The sequence below is a fragment of the Bradyrhizobium sp. JR3.5 genome, from assembly GCF_054057015.1.
Genome location: NZ_JBSRYV010000002.1, coordinates 1,079,287 through 1,095,517, shown reverse-complemented (window position 1 = coordinate 1,095,517; position 16,231 = coordinate 1,079,287). Strand labels below are relative to the sequence as shown.

Here is a 16,231-nt window from a genome sequence, read left to right as displayed (position 1 = left end):
TCAAGGCGACATTCGCGCGCCGCAAGACCGAGATTCCGACCGCACCGCCGGAACGCATTCACCCCGGCCTTCACCGAGGACGCCGGCAAGAAGGATCAGTGGGCGGCGTTCACCAGGCAGGTCGCGGTCGACCCGGGTCCCCTGACGGATGTGGCCAAGACGCTTGCGGAGTTCTTGATGCCGCGCGCACAGGAAGCCCGAGCCCTGAGGGACGGGGAGAAGGCGACCTAGAGCATGATCCGGAAAAGTGTGAAGCGGTTTTCCGAAAAGATCATGCTCAAACAATGAGCTAAAGCGCGATGGCGATTCAACCCAATCTGATCGCGCTTTAGCCGGGACGACCATGATGATCATGCCGATGATCATCGTGGTTAGAGAGCGCTGCAGCGCCTTGCCCCATCCCAAGGGGCGCGCCGGGACGAAATTTACGCGCTTTGCCAGCTGAACAGCCTGCCATTTAACGCGACCGGCGACGTTATAAGGAATGACGGCGTCTGGAAGGTTTATGAATCCACTTGGCAGATGGACGCACTTCTGTTCTGGGCTCGCGTCGAAGGACGCTGGCTGCGCGGCATGGAGTTTCATTTCCCGAGCCGCCAGAGAACCTGCCAGCGCTGAAACCACTTCAGAGCTGGCCGAAATCCAATCCGCGAGATTTGCGATAGCTACAAGGTCATCGGAATGCGTCGAACCTCTGTCGCATTGATTCTCGCCATTATGTCGAGCGTGGCGTTGGCCGATCAGTTTGTCGGACAGGCCAGCGTGATCGACGGCGACACGTTGGAAATGCATGGCGTGCGCATTCGGCTTTGGGGTATCGATGCACCGGAGAGCGGCCAGCTGTGCCGCGGCGAAGACAGCTTACAATATCGTTGCGGTGCGCAGGCCGCGAACGACCTTGACGCCTTCATTGCCCGCCGTCCCGTCAATTGTGTCCCAGTCAGCCTCGACCCATATGGCCGCACGGTCGCGACCTGCTCGGTTGGTGGTGCGGACCTCGGCGAATGGCTTGTGCACAACGGTCTTGCGTTGGATTGGCTCCGATACTCGAGGGGCAGATATCACGAAGCTCAGCGCGAGGCTGAGCGCACCGGCCAGGGACTCTGGAAGGGCAGCTACGTCGAGCCATGGCTCTATCGTGCATGCATCCGCGCAAGTGGAAAGCCGTCCGCCTGTTCGGACGATGCAAATGCTCATCCTTGATGGAATCTCAGAGGCTTCAAATCGGTCCCGCGTCGCCGACGTCACCGCTTGCTCAGCGCGGGAGCGATTTGAAGCCGGATTGAACGAAGCCGCGTGTTGTTGGCCCGGGCCTTATGGGCGTTGAAGACAGGTAGCGGGTGCGGAGGAAGGCATAGCGCACGGCGACGGCCTGCTCGGAACGTTTGGTCGGCGACGGTAGCGTCGATTACCGGATGGATCATTCTTGATGACCCCGGGATCGTCAATGACAAATGTACGACGGAGAGACCGTAGCGGAACATGCGGGCGCGCCTGAGTATTCCGACGGAGGAGGTCGGGATTACGATCTGTGTAACGGATGCTCAGACGTGCGGGGTTAAAGGTGGTCATGACGTGTCGCACCGCGGTGCTGAACGTCGCGGCATTGGCGAGCGCGGATAAGGGCCGATCTCGATCATGCGACCTCCGCAGATGGGACAAAGGTCGATGCGATGCCCAGTCAGCACGGCGTAGCGCTCGCGATAGTCGGCCGACTTGACCCTCGGCGGCGGTTCTGGCGCTTGGAGAGCGCCGCGGATCAGTGCGAGCTTGGCGGCTCGGCAGGTGTTCGCCAGGAAGCCGACGTGACGGATACGGCGGAAGCTTTTCGGCAGAATGTGGAGCAGGAAGCGACGGATAAACTCATCGACTTCGAGCGTCATGACTTTGGACTTGTTCTCGTCGCGATAGTCCTTCCAACGGAAGCGAACATGGCCATTCTCGCAGGCCAGCAGACGGCTGTTGGCGATCGCGACACGATGGGTGTAGCGCCCGAGATAGGCGAGAACCTGCTCAGGCCCGGCGAACGGCCGCTTGGCGTAGACGATCCATTCGGCCTTGCGCAGGAGGTTGAGATGGCGGGCGAATGCTGTTGGCTCCGCGAGATGCGCAAGACGACCGAAGAACTCGAGCTTTGCAGCGTCGAACGCCGCCTGCAGGTGCTCGAGGAACAGACGGCGATAGAGCCGCGAGAGAACGCGCACTGGAAGGAAGAAGCCAGGCCGGCAATGAACCCAGTGCCCGCCGGGGCCAAGGCCGCCGCCCGGTACGAGGCAATGGGCGTGTGGATGATGCGTCAGCGTCTGGCCCCAGGTGTGGAGGATGGCGATCATCCCGGTCTCGGCACCGAGATGCTGGGAATCGGCACCGATACGGCGGATCGTCTCGGCGGCTGCCTTGAGCAGAATGTTGTAAACGATCGCCTTGTTTTGGAGAGCAATGGCGGCGACGGGTGCAGGCACCGTGAACACGACATGGAAGTAGGCAACGGGCAGCAGGTCGGCCTGGCGATCAGAAAGCCACTGGGCACGCGCCAGACCCTGGCACTTCGGGGCAGTGCCGATCGCGACAGCTGTTGAATGCGACGCGAACCAGGCCGCAGTCATCGCACTGCTCGACATGGCCGCCGAGCCTCGCGGTGCGGCACGCTTCGATGGCCGCCATGACGCGGCGCTGGTCAGGCAGAAGCCGATCACCCTGCGCGACGCGGAATGCCTCGCCATGGCGGCGGAAAATGTCCGCCACCTCCAGTACGGGACGCATGAGGCTGCGCTAATCGGGAGGGATGACCTCCAAGGCCAGCGCGTCGAACGGACTCGGCGTTCCAGCGATCAGGCCGGTCGCGACCTGGGCGTAACGAGCCGTCGTCTCAAGATGGGAGTGACCGAGCAGGACCTGGATGATCCTGATGTCGGTACCGCTTTCCAGAAGGTGGGTGGCAAAGCTATGCCGCAGCGAATGGACTGTCACATGCTTGCCGATCCGAGCTCGCCGCCGCGCTACGCGGCAGGCCGATTGAAGAGCGCCGCGGCTGACATGGCTCCCGGGCTCCTGACCGGGAAACAACCACAAGCTCGGCCGCGCTCGCTTCCAATAGGCCCGCAGGATCTGCAGAAGACGCGGCGACAGCATCGCATACCGATCTCGCCCGCCCTTAGCGCTCTCAATGTGGATCAGCATCCGTCCGCTGTCGATCGCGGCGACCTTCAGCCGCACCACTTCGCCGATGCGCAGGCCCGTCGCATAAGCCGTCGTCAACGCAACACGATTCCGCAGGCCTACAACCGCCTGCAGGAAACGTACGACCTCCTCAGAGTTCAGAACCGGCGGCAGTTTCTCAGGGGCCTTGCCGGTGACGATCCGCTCGAACGCCTCCTTCTGCCCGAGCGTAATGCCGTAGAGAAACCGCAGCGCGCATGCCACCTGATTAACATGTGCCCACGAGTACTTCTGCTCGATCAGATGCAACTGGTAGGCTCGTACTTCCTCCATACCGAGCAGATCCGGGGAGCGGCCAAAATGCCGGCTAAACTTCGCGACTGCATAGATGTACGATTGCTGAGTCGAGCGCGACAGATTGCGGATCGTCATATCCTCAATCATCCGCCGGCGAAGAGGGCTTATCGTAGCCATCGGAGGGCTCCTGTTCTGAGTGGGATGGGCGTGAACAACCACATCCTCTCAGCCAGGAGCCCTCCGGTCAGCTGCCCTCCCTTACCGGCCAAGCCGCGGATCCCGCGTAGCGGGTTCGTTGTGTGCTGGGCATGCTCAGCAGCTTGGAGGTGAAAGTCCTCTGCCCAACCTGATGGAGGTGAAGGGCTAGCAAAGTGCAAGGGCTGCCGCCGCGAGGCGGTGTCTGAAGGAAGCATCGAGCAAACGCGTGAGTCGATGGACAAAAACCGAATACAAGGCGCTAGCGTCGGACAAGCGGGCAACGTACCGCGAAGTCCATATCCATCAAAGATGCGAAGCGTAGATTCGGCGACAGTGCGCGGAAGGCGGCTGAGCTTACCCCAGGAGATCTGTCCCGTGTCGCTTCGGCGACTGAGAATGCCGCGAGGCATCCTGACCGCGGGGCAGAAGTCAGCAGAGGGCATAGTGGGTCATGTCGTCGGCGAGGCTAGGTCAGCGTTTTCTTGGTTCGAATCATATCAGGCGGCCTCGGCGAGTTTGTAGGACCAAGTATGGACGACGGGATGGCGATTGACGTCGTCGATTCCGGCCATGATGCGCTCTTTGAGTTCATGCTTTGATGTAACCCGGATGTGACGCAGGACGGAGCGGGCGAACTTGGAGAAGAAGCCCTCGATGAGGTTGAGCCAGGAGCCGTGCTTGGGCGTGAAGGTGAACTGGAAGCGGCCTGCCGGTCGTGTGTCGAGCCAGGCTCTGGTTTCTCTCGATATGTGCGCGGAATGATTATCGAGGATCAACTTGATCGCGGTCCTGGCCGGATAAGCGGCATCAAGGAGCTTGAGGAATTCTATGAACTCTCGGCTGCGGTGGCGGTCTTTGACGAGCGCGTGGACTTTCCCGGTGAGCAGGTCAATCCCCGCCAACAGGCTGAGCGTGCCGTGACGTTTGTACTCATGATCGCGCGCGAAGGTCGCATGCACGCCCGGCACTGGCGGCAGATCCGGCGCTGTCGTCGCGATGGCCTGGATCCCCGGCTTCTCGTCGTAGGAGACGATCGCTACCGGTTTGTCCGATTTCTTCGACCGGGCAGCGGCTTTTTTCAGGACCTGGACCTCGCGATAGACATACAGAACCTCCGCCATCTTCTGCTCGAACTCGGCGTCGCGGTTTTCAAGATAGTAGCGCACCTTGGTGTGGCTTGATTTCCTCCTGACCGAGAAGCTTGCACACCGTGCCCTGAACCAGGCGGGCGAGACATTCATGTCCGGCGTCCGGTCCGTGCTCGCGTGCATGGCGGGCCAACAGCCGCGTCGTCCACAACTCGTGCGGATAGCCGTGCTCCTTGGCCTTGTCGCACGCCAGAGACACCAGCCAGGCCTTGGCCGCCGGCGTGATCACCGGCTCCTTGCCCGGTCGCGGGGGCGCTCGTCGAGCGCCGCCAGCGCGCCATCGGCCGCCGCCCGCTCGACGCAGCGCTGGACCGTCTGATGATGGGCGCCAAGTCTTTGTCCCACCGCAAAGAACGACGGGGTCTCGCGGTAGGCAAGCAGCATCGCGGCCCGCGACACCCGGCGCGCCGGTTCGGTCCTCGACCGCGAAAGAGCCGTCAACGTTTCAATCTCCTCATCGGTCATCGCCAACTCGACCGCTCGCCGCCATCCTGCCATGATGAAACTCCTCGTTCAGCCAATCCCAAACGAGGAATCCACAAACAAACGTCCCGTTCCATCACTGCCAAGTTCACGGAATCGGTCGTCTAGTGAGGCACTCCATGCCGAAAGGCGGAGTCAACAGATAGGCCGAGCCGGGAACGGTGACTGAAGGCCCGAACGAGAGGAGAGGCAATTAGGACATGATTCTCGAGAGCGACACGCGGCTGAACATCCAGTTGAGACTGGACTTCTCATCGACGCCGACGGGTGAAGCCCGGCAGGCGGGACGGGAAGACATCGAATCGCTCCCGGTGGTGCATGAACCCGAACGCCCAGCCAACACGAGTCGAATCATGGAGGAAATATGTGAACGAGCAAACTTGAAGGAGGCATTGCGGCAGGTGAGAAGCAACAAAGGCAGCGCGGGCGTCGACCGGATGACGGTCGATCAGCTTGGCGACTACCTGAAGCAGCACTGGCCGTCCATTCGGGAGCAATTGCTGAACGGAACCTACGAACCAAAACCGGTGAGACGGGTGGAAATCCCGAAGCCGGATGGAGGAGGGGTGCGAAAGCTTGGCATCCCAACCGTGCTAGATCGCTTTATCCAACAAGCGGTGATGCAGGTTCTGCAAAGGCAATGGAATCCAACGTTCTCCCAATACAGCTATGGGTTCCGACCGCGTCGGTCGGCGCATCCCGCCGTGGCTCAAGCGCAGCAATATATTGCGCAAGGCCACGGATGGGTGATCGATCTCGATTTGGAAAAATTCTTCGATCGAGTCAATCATGACAAACTGATGGGCCAAATAGCCAAGCGCGTCGAGGACAAGCGGCTGTTAAAGCTCATTCGGGCATTTTTGAATGCCGGGGTGATGGAGAATGGACTGGTCAGTCCGAGCGTGGAAGGAACTCCGCAAGGAGGTCCTCTTTCGCCACTGCTAAGTAACCTCGTGCTCGACGAACTCGACCGCGAGTTGGAGCGCCGAGGACACCGCTTTGCTCGATATGCGGACGACTGTAACATCTACGTTCGCAGCGAACGCGCGGGTCAGCGGGTAATGGAGAGCATCTCGCGCTTCATCTCACAAAAGCTCAAACTCAAGGTAAATGAGGCGAAGAGTGCGGTGGCACGACCGCAGGAGCGGACGTTTCTCGGGTTCAGCTTCACCGCTGGTCCAGGCATCAAGCGCACGATCGCGCCGAAATCTCTGGAACGCTTCAAACAGCGAATCCGGGAGATCACGCGAAAGGCAAAGGGCGTCAGCATCAAGGCGACAATGGAAGAACTGGCCACCTATGTGCGGGGCTGGCGCGGCTATTTCGGCTTCTGCGAAACGCCCGAGGTGCTGATAGCCCTCACTCGCTGGGTCCGACTGCGACTGCGGGCCGCTCTGTGGCGCCAATGGAAAACTCCACGGCGCCGCCGCGCAGCACTCATCGCAAATGGGGTCTCAGAGTGGGCTGCAAGGAACACGGCCGGCAGCGGCCGCGGTCCTTGGTATCTCGCCCGCAGCAGAGCCCTCTCTACTGGGCTCTCAAAATGCATACTTCAAATCGCTCGGCCTGACATCCTTGTTCCAATCGTGTTAGCGCAACTTCTCGAACCGCCGTGTACGGACCCGTTCGCACGGTGGTGTGGGAGGGGCGGAGCTGCGAGGCTCCCCCCTATCCCGATCAATCCCAGCAAGGCGCCAATCCACAATGTGCAATGGTTTATCACCGCATTTGGGTCGGTGGATCTGGCGCGGCTTGGGCGACTCGCGCTACGCATCATTCCCAATCACCTCACTGCACAATGGGAATCAAATGGTTGCAGCCACCCGTGAATTGCCGGCTTCTGGTTACGCGCTTGAAGTGGACGGCCGGCTCAAAGCTGAATTTGCAACCAGAGACGGCGCCAGGGCAGGTGGCGAAGAACTAAAGAAGCGTTTTCCCATGCTTCAGATCAGGATCTATGACGCGCAGACGAATGCGCGCGAGGAAATCTAGATCCGCTGATTCAAGTTTTGGCGGAGTTGGTCGGCCAGAGCGCGTGCGGCTTTCGCCGCACCGGGCTCTCGTAAACCGAGCCGCTTTGCGTCTCGGCCGCGCGGCGTCGATCCCTCGCGCAAAGGGAGCGGAGCTCCTCGCCGGGGGCACTCGGAAAAGGGGCTCGCCTGCGGCGATCGCTATCACTGCCCCGTTCCCGGGTGCCGCTATTGAACCGGTCTCGTCGCTGCACTCGGACCCGCGTGCCCCTTCGGGTCGCTATGCTCACGCTCTCCGGGTGCCATTTTCCGTTGAGGCGATGCGCCCCTGGCGCACGCCGGGTCGGGCCTGCGGCCCTAGGTAGTTCAACGCAATTCCCATGAATATCCGATGCAAGGCGGGCTGCGTCGCAGATTTCGCATTCTCTCAGGTAGAGGCGAGAGTCAGAGTGTCGCGCGGTTTTGCCGTGACGGGTTACAGGCTGCGAGAGAGGCTCGCGGCGCCCGTCGCGGAGATCCGCGATGTCCAGACATTATCCTCGGGCGCGCACCAGTGAGGACCGGACGAGCCTTTATGACGAAATCACCAACAAGATCATCGCCGAACTGGAGGCTGGCCGAGTGCCGTGGGTGCAGCCTTGGGGTACCGCGGCGGCGAAGGCGACTTTGGCTATGCCCAAAAACGCTGCGACCGGCCGTCAATACAGCGGCATCAACATTCTGATTCTCTGGGGAGCCGCCACTGAGCGCGCATTCACCGGTCAGAGCTGGCTTACATTCCGCCAGGCGCTGTCGCTCGGTGGTCACGTCCGCAAGGGCGAGCGCGGCACGACCGTCGTCTACGCCGACCGCTTTGTGCCGGTCGACGAAAGGCGCCGCGCGAGCGAGAACGGTGAGGAAGCGCAGGCCATTCCGTTCCTCAAGCGCTTCACGGTCTTCAACAGCGATCAATGCGACGGCCTGCCTGCAGAGATCGCAACAACGGCGCCGCCTCCGCCGCCAGGCCTGATCGAGCCGCACGTCGAATACCTGATCAAGGCGACCGGGATCGACTTCCGGATCGGCGGCAACCGTGCCTTTTATGCGCCGAAGGAAGATTATGTGCAGGTGCCGCCACCCCAAGCCTATTTCGAACCGATCAATTGGCATCGAACGGCCCTGCATGAATTGGCACATGCCTGCGGCCATCCCTCACGTCTCAACCGTGACCTGTCAGGCAGCTTTGGTACCAAGAAGTATGCCTTTGAGGAGTTGGTTGCGGAAATCTCGTCTGCGTTCAGTTGCGCGTCGCTCGGTATCGTGCCTACGGTGCGGCACGCCGATTATATTGGCTCGTGGCTGGACGTGCTGCGCGAGGATAATCGGGCCGTCATGCGCGCCGCGAGCGCGGCATCGAAAGCCGCTGATTTCCTGCTCGCCTTTCTGCCGCCCGCGATCGATTCCGTCGTTGAGAGCAGCCAGGAGGCCGCATGATGCATCCGCACGCCGTTTTAGCCTTCAGCAGATGCTGCGCGTTAGAGAGTGAGAGGAGCGCCGGCTTGTCTGTGATGGGGTGGAGGTCGAGAGAGAGTCTCCCGGCCGCCCGTCGTGGAGAATCTGACATGGCAAGCGTTCAGAAAATCAAACCCAGTTCCTCCCGCGATATTCCCTTCAACAAGTTGGTGCTCAGCCAGTCCAACGTCCGCCGCGTGAAGGCCGGCGTCTCGATCGAGCAACTGGCAGAAAGCATCGCTCAGCGCACGCTGTTACAAAGGTTGAGCGTTCGTGCGGTCGTCGATGCCGACGGACAGGAGACCGGCATGTTCGAGGTACCCGCCGGCGGACGACGCTATCGCGCTCGAATTGCTGGTCAAGCAGAAGCGTATGGCGAAGACGCAACCTGTCCCTTGCATTATCAGGGATGGAGGAGCATCGCCGAGGACGATTCCCTCGCCGAGAATGACGAGCGGGTCGGTCTACATCCGCTCGATCAGTTCCGCGCGTTCAAGCTGCTGCATGACGGTGGCATGAGCGAAGAGGATATTGCCGCCCGGCACTTCGTCTCGCCGGCGATCGTCAAGCAGCGCCTGCGTCTGGCGTCAGTGTCGCCGAAGTTGCACGACATCTATGCCGACGATGGCATGACACTCGAACAGTTGATGGCGTTTGCAGTGACTGGCGATCATGCGCGGCAGGAGCAGATTTGGGATGGCGTAGGCTGCTCCGGCAATGACGAACCCTATCAGATTCGTCGGATGCTCACGGAGGATACAGTGCGTGCGTCCGACCGCCGCGCGCAGTTCATCGGGCTCGAAGCCTACGAGCGGGCCGGCGGTACCGTGATGCGTAATCTGTTCGCGCATGACGACGGCGGCTGGTTGCAGGACGTTCCACTGCTCGACCGTCTCGTCACCGAAAAGCTGAAGGCTGAGGCCGAGACGATCGCGGTTGAGGGCTGGAAGTGGATCGCAGTGGCGGTCGATTTTCCCTCCGGCCACACCAACGGCTTGCGCGAGATTGAGGGTGAACCGGCTGATCTGACGGAGGAGGAGCGGGCGACGCTTGACGCCCTCAACGCCGAGTACGCCAAGATCGAGGAGGATTACAAGGACGCCGACGAACTGCCGGACGAGATCGATCAGCGCCTCGGAGAAATCGAGGCGGCGCGGTCCGTCCTGGAATCTCGATCGCTTGTCTACGATCCGGCAGAGATCGCCCGCGCCGGCGTGTTCGTCAGCGTCGATGCCGAGGGTTTGCTGTCGATCGCCCGTGGCTTCGTGCGGCCAGGGGATGAGGCACCCAGCGCCGTCGATTCCGAAAGCGAAGTACAAGGCGACGTCCAGACCAACGACGACAGGCCAGCTGCCAATGGCGTGGTCCAACGCGGTGATCACGGTCGGCGGTGCGCCAGCCGTCGAGGAGGAGGACGACGACACGGTCAGGCCGCTGCCGGATCGGCTCATCACCGAGCTGACCGCGCATCGCACACTGGCGTTGCGCAATGCGCCGGCGAACGATCCGGCCGTCGCCTTCCAGGCGGTGCTGCACAATATCGTGCTGGCAACTTTCTACCGCTTCGCGTCTTCGGACGGCTGCCTGGAAATTGCGATCCGGACCCCGACCTTCCCCGCTCAAGCACCCGGCTCGAAGGAGAGTGCATCGGCGCAAGCTATCGACGCTCGCCATGACGGATGGAAAGGCCGCCTGCCCAAGGACGAAGCCGATTTGTGGAACGTGCTCACTGCGTTCGACGGAAAAGAGCAGGCCGCGTTGTTCGCGCATTGCGCGTCATCCGCGGTCAACGCGCTCTACGAGCCAGCCAACCGCTACAATGAGGGACGCATCTCCGCCCACGGCACACGCCGAAGGCTCGATCATGCCAACGTTCTTGCCCGTTCCGTCGGTCTCGACATGGCAGCAGTGGGCTGGAGGCCGACTGTCGACAACTATCTCGGCCGGGTCACCAAACCTCGCATTCTCGAGGCCGTGCGCGAGGTAAAGGGCGAACAATCGGTGCAACTCATCGATCACCTCAAAAAAGGCGACATGGCGCGGGAAGCCGAGAGACTGCTCGAGGGACCGGATGGCTGCCTGAACCACTTCGTCTCGATGAGGTGGGCGCGGTAGGAGAGCCAGCTGCAGATCCCGAGGCGCTACCGGAGTTCCTCGCGGCCCGCGAGGACGAAGTTGACACCGAGGCCGACGACGACCGGCCGCACATCATTGCGGCAGAATAATCTACCAGGTGCGGGCGCTCCGGCCAGCCCGCACCTTCTTATCTTAAGCCTTCCCAAGCCCGGCATTCCGGGCCGGGTTTTTTTCTTTTTGAGGCCTCCAGGATCATCTCGATGCGGCTCGAAGAAATCTTGCCATCGTTTCTCAGCGTAGTTACGTAGGTGAATTGGACTCGGAATTCTCTGCGCCGTCATTGTCGTCCAATTCGACGAGATAGACCAGCAACATTCCATCAGACGGTTGAGCATCTTTGGAAGCCTCGCTGAATGTTGCGATCTCGTCCTCGTAGCCCATGCGCGCTCTCAACTCGGCCTTGCCATCCCACAACGGTGAGCCATTGGAATGTGCTGACACAAAATCTTCGCGTAGCCACGGCGCGTTGCAAATCTCGCTCGCTTCATGGAGGCTCTTTGCTTCGAACGTGAGCGTTGGCTTGCCGTCGATTTCGATCGTAAAGACCGAAGGAAAAAGCGTGGGCGTCATGTTCGCTTTGCCTTTTCGGCGGCTTCACGCGCCAATCGCAATGCCCTCAAGCGTTCGCGATTTTCGTGAAACGCCTTTTGTGCCTTTTCATGCTCGCTCACGGCTTTCTCGGTCTTGACCGGCCCGAATACTTTCAGCGCCTCTCGTTCGGCTGGCGTGGTTACTCGTCGCCTGATCGTCTCGTGGTTCATCTCGTCACTTCGCCTGTGATTCTCGATAGGCAGAAAGATAGCGCGCCGCCTCGTGTGACAAAAGGGCCTGTTTCCCTTCACTTCCGTGGTGCGGAGCCACTTGGCCTGCGTTTTTTGGCGGTCAGTCAGCGTAGCCGCCACCGTAAGAGGGAGAGGCTGGCCGGGATGGGTTTGAGCCGGCGCGGTCGAGAGAGCGCCCTGCGGCTCGATCCTTCCCCGCTCTCCGAGGCTTCCTCCATGACGATCATTCCCGCATCCGTGGCCGCTGTTGCGGCCGCGCCGCTTCGCGTTACGCCCACTTCGCTGAACAAGGCCGGCACGATCGCTAGAGCCGCGCAACATCTTCTTCTGCATCTAGAGCGCGGTCAACGCGTCGATGCACCGATGTTGCGCGAGGCGATGGAAAGCGCCTTTGGTGCCTCCGACGCCGATGGTGGATGGGACTGGAAGACGGCTTACGACGCCTGTGAGGCGGCCACCGTCCTGTTCCTTCGCAAGTTCGGTCCGGCCATGCGCGCGCGTGCCGATTCGTCTGCAGCGATGCTGCCGATGCTGGCAAAGATCGCCGGCCTTCTTCCCACCCACACCCGCCGTTCTGAAGACAGTGAGGCGCTTCAACAGTTTAGCACGCCCCTTGCGCTTGGCTTCGCGGCGAGCACCGCAGCGGCGATCACGCCGGCGGATGTTGTGCTGGAGCCTTCGGCTGGCACGGGCTTGCTGGCGATCCTGGCCGAACTGTCGCGCGCGTCGCTTGTTCTCAACGAATTCGCCGAAACCCGCGCTGGACTCCTTTCACTTCTCTTTCCCGGCATCGCCGTCACGCGCTTCGACGCCACCCATATCAACGATCATCTCGACACCGGTATCACGCAAAGCGTCGTCCTGATGAACTCGCCATTCTCGGCCGCCGCCAACGTGGATCGCCGCATGGCCGACGCTGCCTTGCGACATATCGCGTCGGCCCTGGCGCGGCTCCCCGAAGGCGGCCGGCTGGTCGCGATCACCGGGACGAGCTCTTCGCCGGACAAGCCGGTCTGGCGCGATGCCTTCATCCGGTTGCAGGAACGCGGGCGCGTCGTCTTCAGCGCCGCCGTTGCCGGCGAGGTCTACGCCAAGCACGCTACCACCATCGAGACGCGGTTGACTGTGATCGACCGATTGTCCGCGGACGATGCGACAATATTTCCGTCCTCTCTCGGCGTGGCGCCGGACGTTGCCACGCTGCTCCGCTGGGTCAGGGAGTACGTTCCAGCGCGGCTGCCGATATCTGCGGCTGTTGCCGCTCCGTCGATCACGCGTCCGTCCGTTTCGGGACCAGTCCGCGCCCACGCTATGCGCCCGTCCGGCATCGCGGCTCCTACAGCGGATCCTGCAGCGGCTGAACTCGCCTATGAGACCGTTGCCTGGACACCGGCTGAGGGCGGCCGGATCACCGAGGCGCTTTACGAGGAATATGCACTTCCATCGATCCGCATTCCCGGTTCTCAACCACATCCCACCAAGCTGGTCCAATCCGCCGCCATGGCGTCGGTGGCACCACCGACCCCTTCCTATCGGCCGCACCTCCCGTCTGAGATCATCATCAACGGTCTGCTGTCCAATGCGCAGCTTGAGTCCGTCATTTATGCCGGCGAGGCGCATTCCCAGCTGCTTGCGGGATCATGGACCGTTGACGAGACTTATGACCTCGTCTGCGCGGCGCGCGATGATGCCGACAATGCCGTGCGATTCCGGCGTGGCTGGTTTTTGGGAGACGGCACCGGCGCGGGGAAGGGCCGGCAGGTCGCCGGCATCCTGCTCGACAACTGGCTGAAAGGCCGCCGCCGCGCGGTGTGGATCAGCAAGTCCGACAAGCTGGTCGAGGACGCCCAGCGCGACTGGTCGGCGCTCGGCATGAAACGGCCGTTGGTCACGCCGCTGTCGCGCTTTCGCCAGGGCACACCGATTCGTCTGGAACAGGGCATCCTTTTCACAACCTACGCTACGCTGCGCTCCGACGCGCGCGACGAGAAGGTTTCGCGGGTCAAACAGATTGTGGAATGGTTGGGTGCCGATTTTGACGGTGTCGTCATTTTCGATGAGAGCCACGCGATGCAGAATGCCGCAAGCGGCAAGGGCGAACGCGGCGATCAGGCCGCGTCGCAGCAGGGTCGCGCGGGGCTTCGCCTTCAGCATGCCATGCCGAACGCGCGCATTGTCTATGTCTCGGCGACCGGCGCCACTACGGTTCATAATCTCGCCTACGCCCAGCGGCTCGGGCTGTGGGGAGGGGAGGACTTTCCGTTCGCGACGCGCAGCGAGTTCGTCGAAGCAATCGAGGCGGGCGGCGTCGCGGCCATGGAGGTGCTGGCCCGCGATCTCAAGGCGCTTGGTCTCTACACGGCGAGGTCGCTGTCCTACGAAGGAATTGAGTATGAACTGATCGAGCGTCAGCTCACGGATGAGCAAATCCGCATCTATGACAGCTATGCCGGCGCCTTCGCGATCATTCATAACAATCTCGCCGCGGCCATACGGGCGGCGAACATCACCGGCGCGACCGGCACGCTGAACGCGCAGGCCAAGTCCGTGGCCAGATCAGCGTTCGAATCGGCGAAACAGCGCTTCTTCAATCATCTGATCACGGCGATGAAGACGCCGTCATTGATCGCGTCAGTCGAGTGCGATCTGAGCGACGGCCATGCCGCTGTGATCCAGATCGTCTCGACCGGCGAGGCGTTGATGGAACGCCGGCTTGCCGAAATCCCGACCGAGGAATGGGACGACCTCCAGATCGACATCACACCGCGCGAATATGTGCTGGATTATCTGGTACACAGCTTCCCGACCCAACTCTATGAGCCGTTTACCGACAGGGAAGGTAACCTGTCGTCGCGCCCGGCCTTCCGAGATGGCCAGCCGGTGCAATGCCGGGACGCCGTCGCGCGTCGTGACCTCTTGATCGAGAAGTTGGCGTCTTTGACGCCGGTTCAAGGAGCGCTCGATCAGATCGTGCAGCGTTTCGGCACCGACATCGTGGCGGAAGTCACAGGGCGCTCGCGGCGTATCATAAGCAAGCGAGGGAATGATGGCGTCGACCGCCTCGTCGTCGAGAACCGCGCCGGCTCCGCCAACCTCGGCGAGACCCAGGCATTCATGGATGACGTCAAACGCGTCCTCGTCTTCTCCGACGCCGGCGGTACCGGGCGCTCCTATCACGCGGAGCTGTCGGCGAGGAATCGGCGTTTGCGGACGCATTATCTCCTGGAGGCCGGATGGAAAGCCGATGCCGCGATTCAGGGATTGGGCCGCACCAACCGCACCAACCAGGCACAAGCTCCGTTGTTTCGACCCATCGCCACCAATGTGAAGGCTGAGAAGCGCTTCCTTTCGACCATTGCACGGCGCCTCGACACGTTGGGTGCCATTACAAAGGGACAACGCCAGACCGGCGGGCAGGGCCTTTTCCGCCCCGAGGACAATCTCGAAAGTCACTACGTGCGCGATGCGCTGCGCCAACTCTACGTTCTGCTGGTCACGGGCAAGGTCAGGGATTGTTCGCTTCAGGTGTTTGAGGAAGCGACTGGACTGAAGCTCACCGACCCAAATGGCATTAAGCACGAGCTGCCGCCGATCACAACGTTTCTCAATCGACTGTTGGCCCTGACCATCGATCTGCAGAACATCCTCTTCACCGCGTTTGAGCAATTGCTGACCGCGCGGATCGAGGGCGCAATCGCGTCCGGCACCTATGATGTTGGACTGGAGACGTTGACGGCCGAGAGCTTCGTCGTCGCCGACCGACAGACGATCTACACCCATCCCGGCACCTCCGCCGAGACCCGGCTGCTGACGATTACCCAGCGCGAGCGCAATTGTCCGGTCACATCGGATGAAGCGCTGTCGCGTTTCTCCGGTCCCCGCGCGGTTCTTCTGGTCAACAGCCAGTCGGGCCGCGCCGCCGTACAGGTTCCGGCCCGCAGCGTGATGCTCGACGATGGCGAGGTCGAACGCCGGGTTCGTCTCATCCGACCGATGGAGCATCCGACCGTCCCGCTAGCCATGATGCCGCAGAAACATTGGCAGGAAGTCGATCGCCACACCTTCGCCCGCGCCTGGGCGGCCGAAGTCGCCGGGGTTCCGGAGTTCACCGATAGCGAAATCCATATCGTTGCAGGCCTTCTATTGCCGATTTGGAAGCGCCTGCCGAACGAGTCGACGAGGGTGTGTCGGCTGCAGACCGATAGCGGCGAGCAGATTATCGGTCGCAAGGTCTCACCCGCGTGGGTCGCCAGTGCGCTGGAAGTCGGAACGTCGAGTCTTTCTCCCGCCGCCGCCTTCACCGCGCTTATCGATGGCAAGACCATCCTCGATCTCGCCGACGGTCTTCAGCTCAGGCGTGTCCGCGTAATGAGCACGAACCGGATCGAATTGACCGGTTTCTCGGGACCCATGCGGGATCGGCTGCGCGCCTACGGCCTGTTCGGCGAGATCATTTCGTGGAAGCTGCGTTTCTTCGTCCCGGTCGATAGGACCGGTCCTGCGATCCTCGCCAGGGTTCTGGAGTGCTGTCCCATTGCCCGCATCTCCGATCGCGCGGCGGCGTGAC

At 61.7% G+C, this 16,231-nt stretch carries 12 protein-coding genes and 2 pseudogenes; 6 read left to right on the top strand and 8 right to left on the bottom strand.

Annotated elements, in window-relative coordinates:
• The gene (locus ACVWW1_RS22005) at positions 1-792 is read right to left on the bottom strand and encodes a hypothetical protein (RefSeq protein WP_456660842.1); all 792 of its coding nucleotides are present in this window, start codon (positions 790-792) and stop codon (positions 1-3) included.
• Between ACVWW1_RS22005 and ACVWW1_RS22000 the strand changes: the two genes are divergently transcribed.
• Positions 682-1,203, top strand: coding sequence for a thermonuclease family protein (locus ACVWW1_RS22000; protein ID WP_429031553.1), 522 nt, complete (start codon positions 682-684; stop codon positions 1,201-1,203). The genes ACVWW1_RS22005 and ACVWW1_RS22000 overlap by 111 nt on opposite strands.
• A gap of 365 nt (positions 1,204-1,568) precedes the next feature.
• On the opposite strand, the pseudogene ACVWW1_RS21995 reads toward ACVWW1_RS22000, so the two are convergent.
• The 5 genes and pseudogenes from ACVWW1_RS21995 to ACVWW1_RS21975 form a co-directional block, all read right to left on the bottom strand.
• Positions 1,569-2,763: pseudogene (locus ACVWW1_RS21995) on the bottom strand (IS91 family transposase).
• A 9-nt stretch (positions 2,764-2,772) separates the two neighbouring features.
• Entirely contained in the window at positions 2,773-3,633 is an 861-nt protein-coding gene (locus ACVWW1_RS21990) for a tyrosine-type recombinase/integrase (RefSeq protein ID WP_429031550.1), read from the bottom strand.
• Between the two features lie 518 nt (positions 3,634-4,151).
• The gene (locus tag ACVWW1_RS21985; RefSeq protein WP_456657414.1) at positions 4,152-4,820 is read right to left on the bottom strand and encodes an IS630 family transposase; all 669 of its coding nucleotides are present in this window, start codon (positions 4,818-4,820) and stop codon (positions 4,152-4,154) included.
• Entirely contained in the window at positions 4,804-5,031 is a 228-nt protein-coding gene (locus ACVWW1_RS21980) for a hypothetical protein (protein WP_456657413.1), read from the bottom strand. Before ACVWW1_RS21980 ends, ACVWW1_RS21985 begins: the two co-directional genes overlap by 17 nt.
• Positions 5,028-5,300 (bottom strand): hypothetical protein, encoded by a 273-nt coding sequence (locus ACVWW1_RS21975; RefSeq protein WP_456657412.1) that lies wholly within the window; start codon positions 5,298-5,300, stop codon positions 5,028-5,030. The genes ACVWW1_RS21980 and ACVWW1_RS21975 overlap by 4 nt, the downstream gene beginning before the upstream one ends.
• Before the next feature lie 185 nt (positions 5,301-5,485).
• On the opposite strand from ACVWW1_RS21975, the gene ltrA reads away from it, so the two are divergent.
• The 4 genes and pseudogenes from ltrA to ACVWW1_RS21955 all read left to right on the top strand — a co-directional run bounded on the left by ltrA (position 5,486) and on the right by ACVWW1_RS21955 (position 10,971).
• Positions 5,486-7,114, top strand: coding sequence for a group II intron reverse transcriptase/maturase (gene ltrA, locus ACVWW1_RS21970; RefSeq protein ID WP_456657411.1), 1,629 nt, complete (start codon positions 5,486-5,488; stop codon positions 7,112-7,114).
• Entirely contained in the window at positions 7,095-7,277 is a 183-nt protein-coding gene (locus ACVWW1_RS21965; protein WP_028153819.1) for a hypothetical protein, read from the top strand. The genes ltrA and ACVWW1_RS21965 overlap by 20 nt, the downstream gene beginning before the upstream one ends.
• 500 nt (positions 7,278-7,777) lie before the next feature.
• On the top strand, positions 7,778-8,728 hold the full coding sequence (locus tag ACVWW1_RS21960; RefSeq protein WP_456657410.1) for an ArdC family protein: 951 nt from the start codon (positions 7,778-7,780) through the stop codon (positions 8,726-8,728).
• A 128-nt stretch (positions 8,729-8,856) separates the two neighbouring features.
• Positions 8,857-10,971 (top strand): annotated as a pseudogene (locus tag ACVWW1_RS21955) (ParB/RepB/Spo0J family partition protein).
• Between the two features lie 151 nt (positions 10,972-11,122).
• Here the strand turns inward: ACVWW1_RS21955 and ACVWW1_RS21950 are convergent.
• Entirely contained in the window at positions 11,123-11,452 is a 330-nt protein-coding gene (locus tag ACVWW1_RS21950) for a hypothetical protein (protein WP_456657409.1), read from the bottom strand.
• Positions 11,449-11,643: a hypothetical protein gene (locus ACVWW1_RS21945; RefSeq protein WP_429031541.1), complete on the bottom strand. Its 195-nt coding sequence runs from the start codon at positions 11,641-11,643 to the stop codon at positions 11,449-11,451. The genes ACVWW1_RS21950 and ACVWW1_RS21945 overlap by 4 nt, the downstream gene beginning before the upstream one ends.
• A gap of 237 nt (positions 11,644-11,880) precedes the next feature.
• On the opposite strand from ACVWW1_RS21945, the gene ACVWW1_RS21940 reads away from it, so the two are divergent.
• Positions 11,881-16,230, top strand: coding sequence for a strawberry notch-like NTP hydrolase domain-containing protein (locus tag ACVWW1_RS21940; protein WP_456660647.1), 4,350 nt, complete (start codon positions 11,881-11,883; stop codon positions 16,228-16,230).
• Position 16,231: the final 1 nt, after the last annotated feature.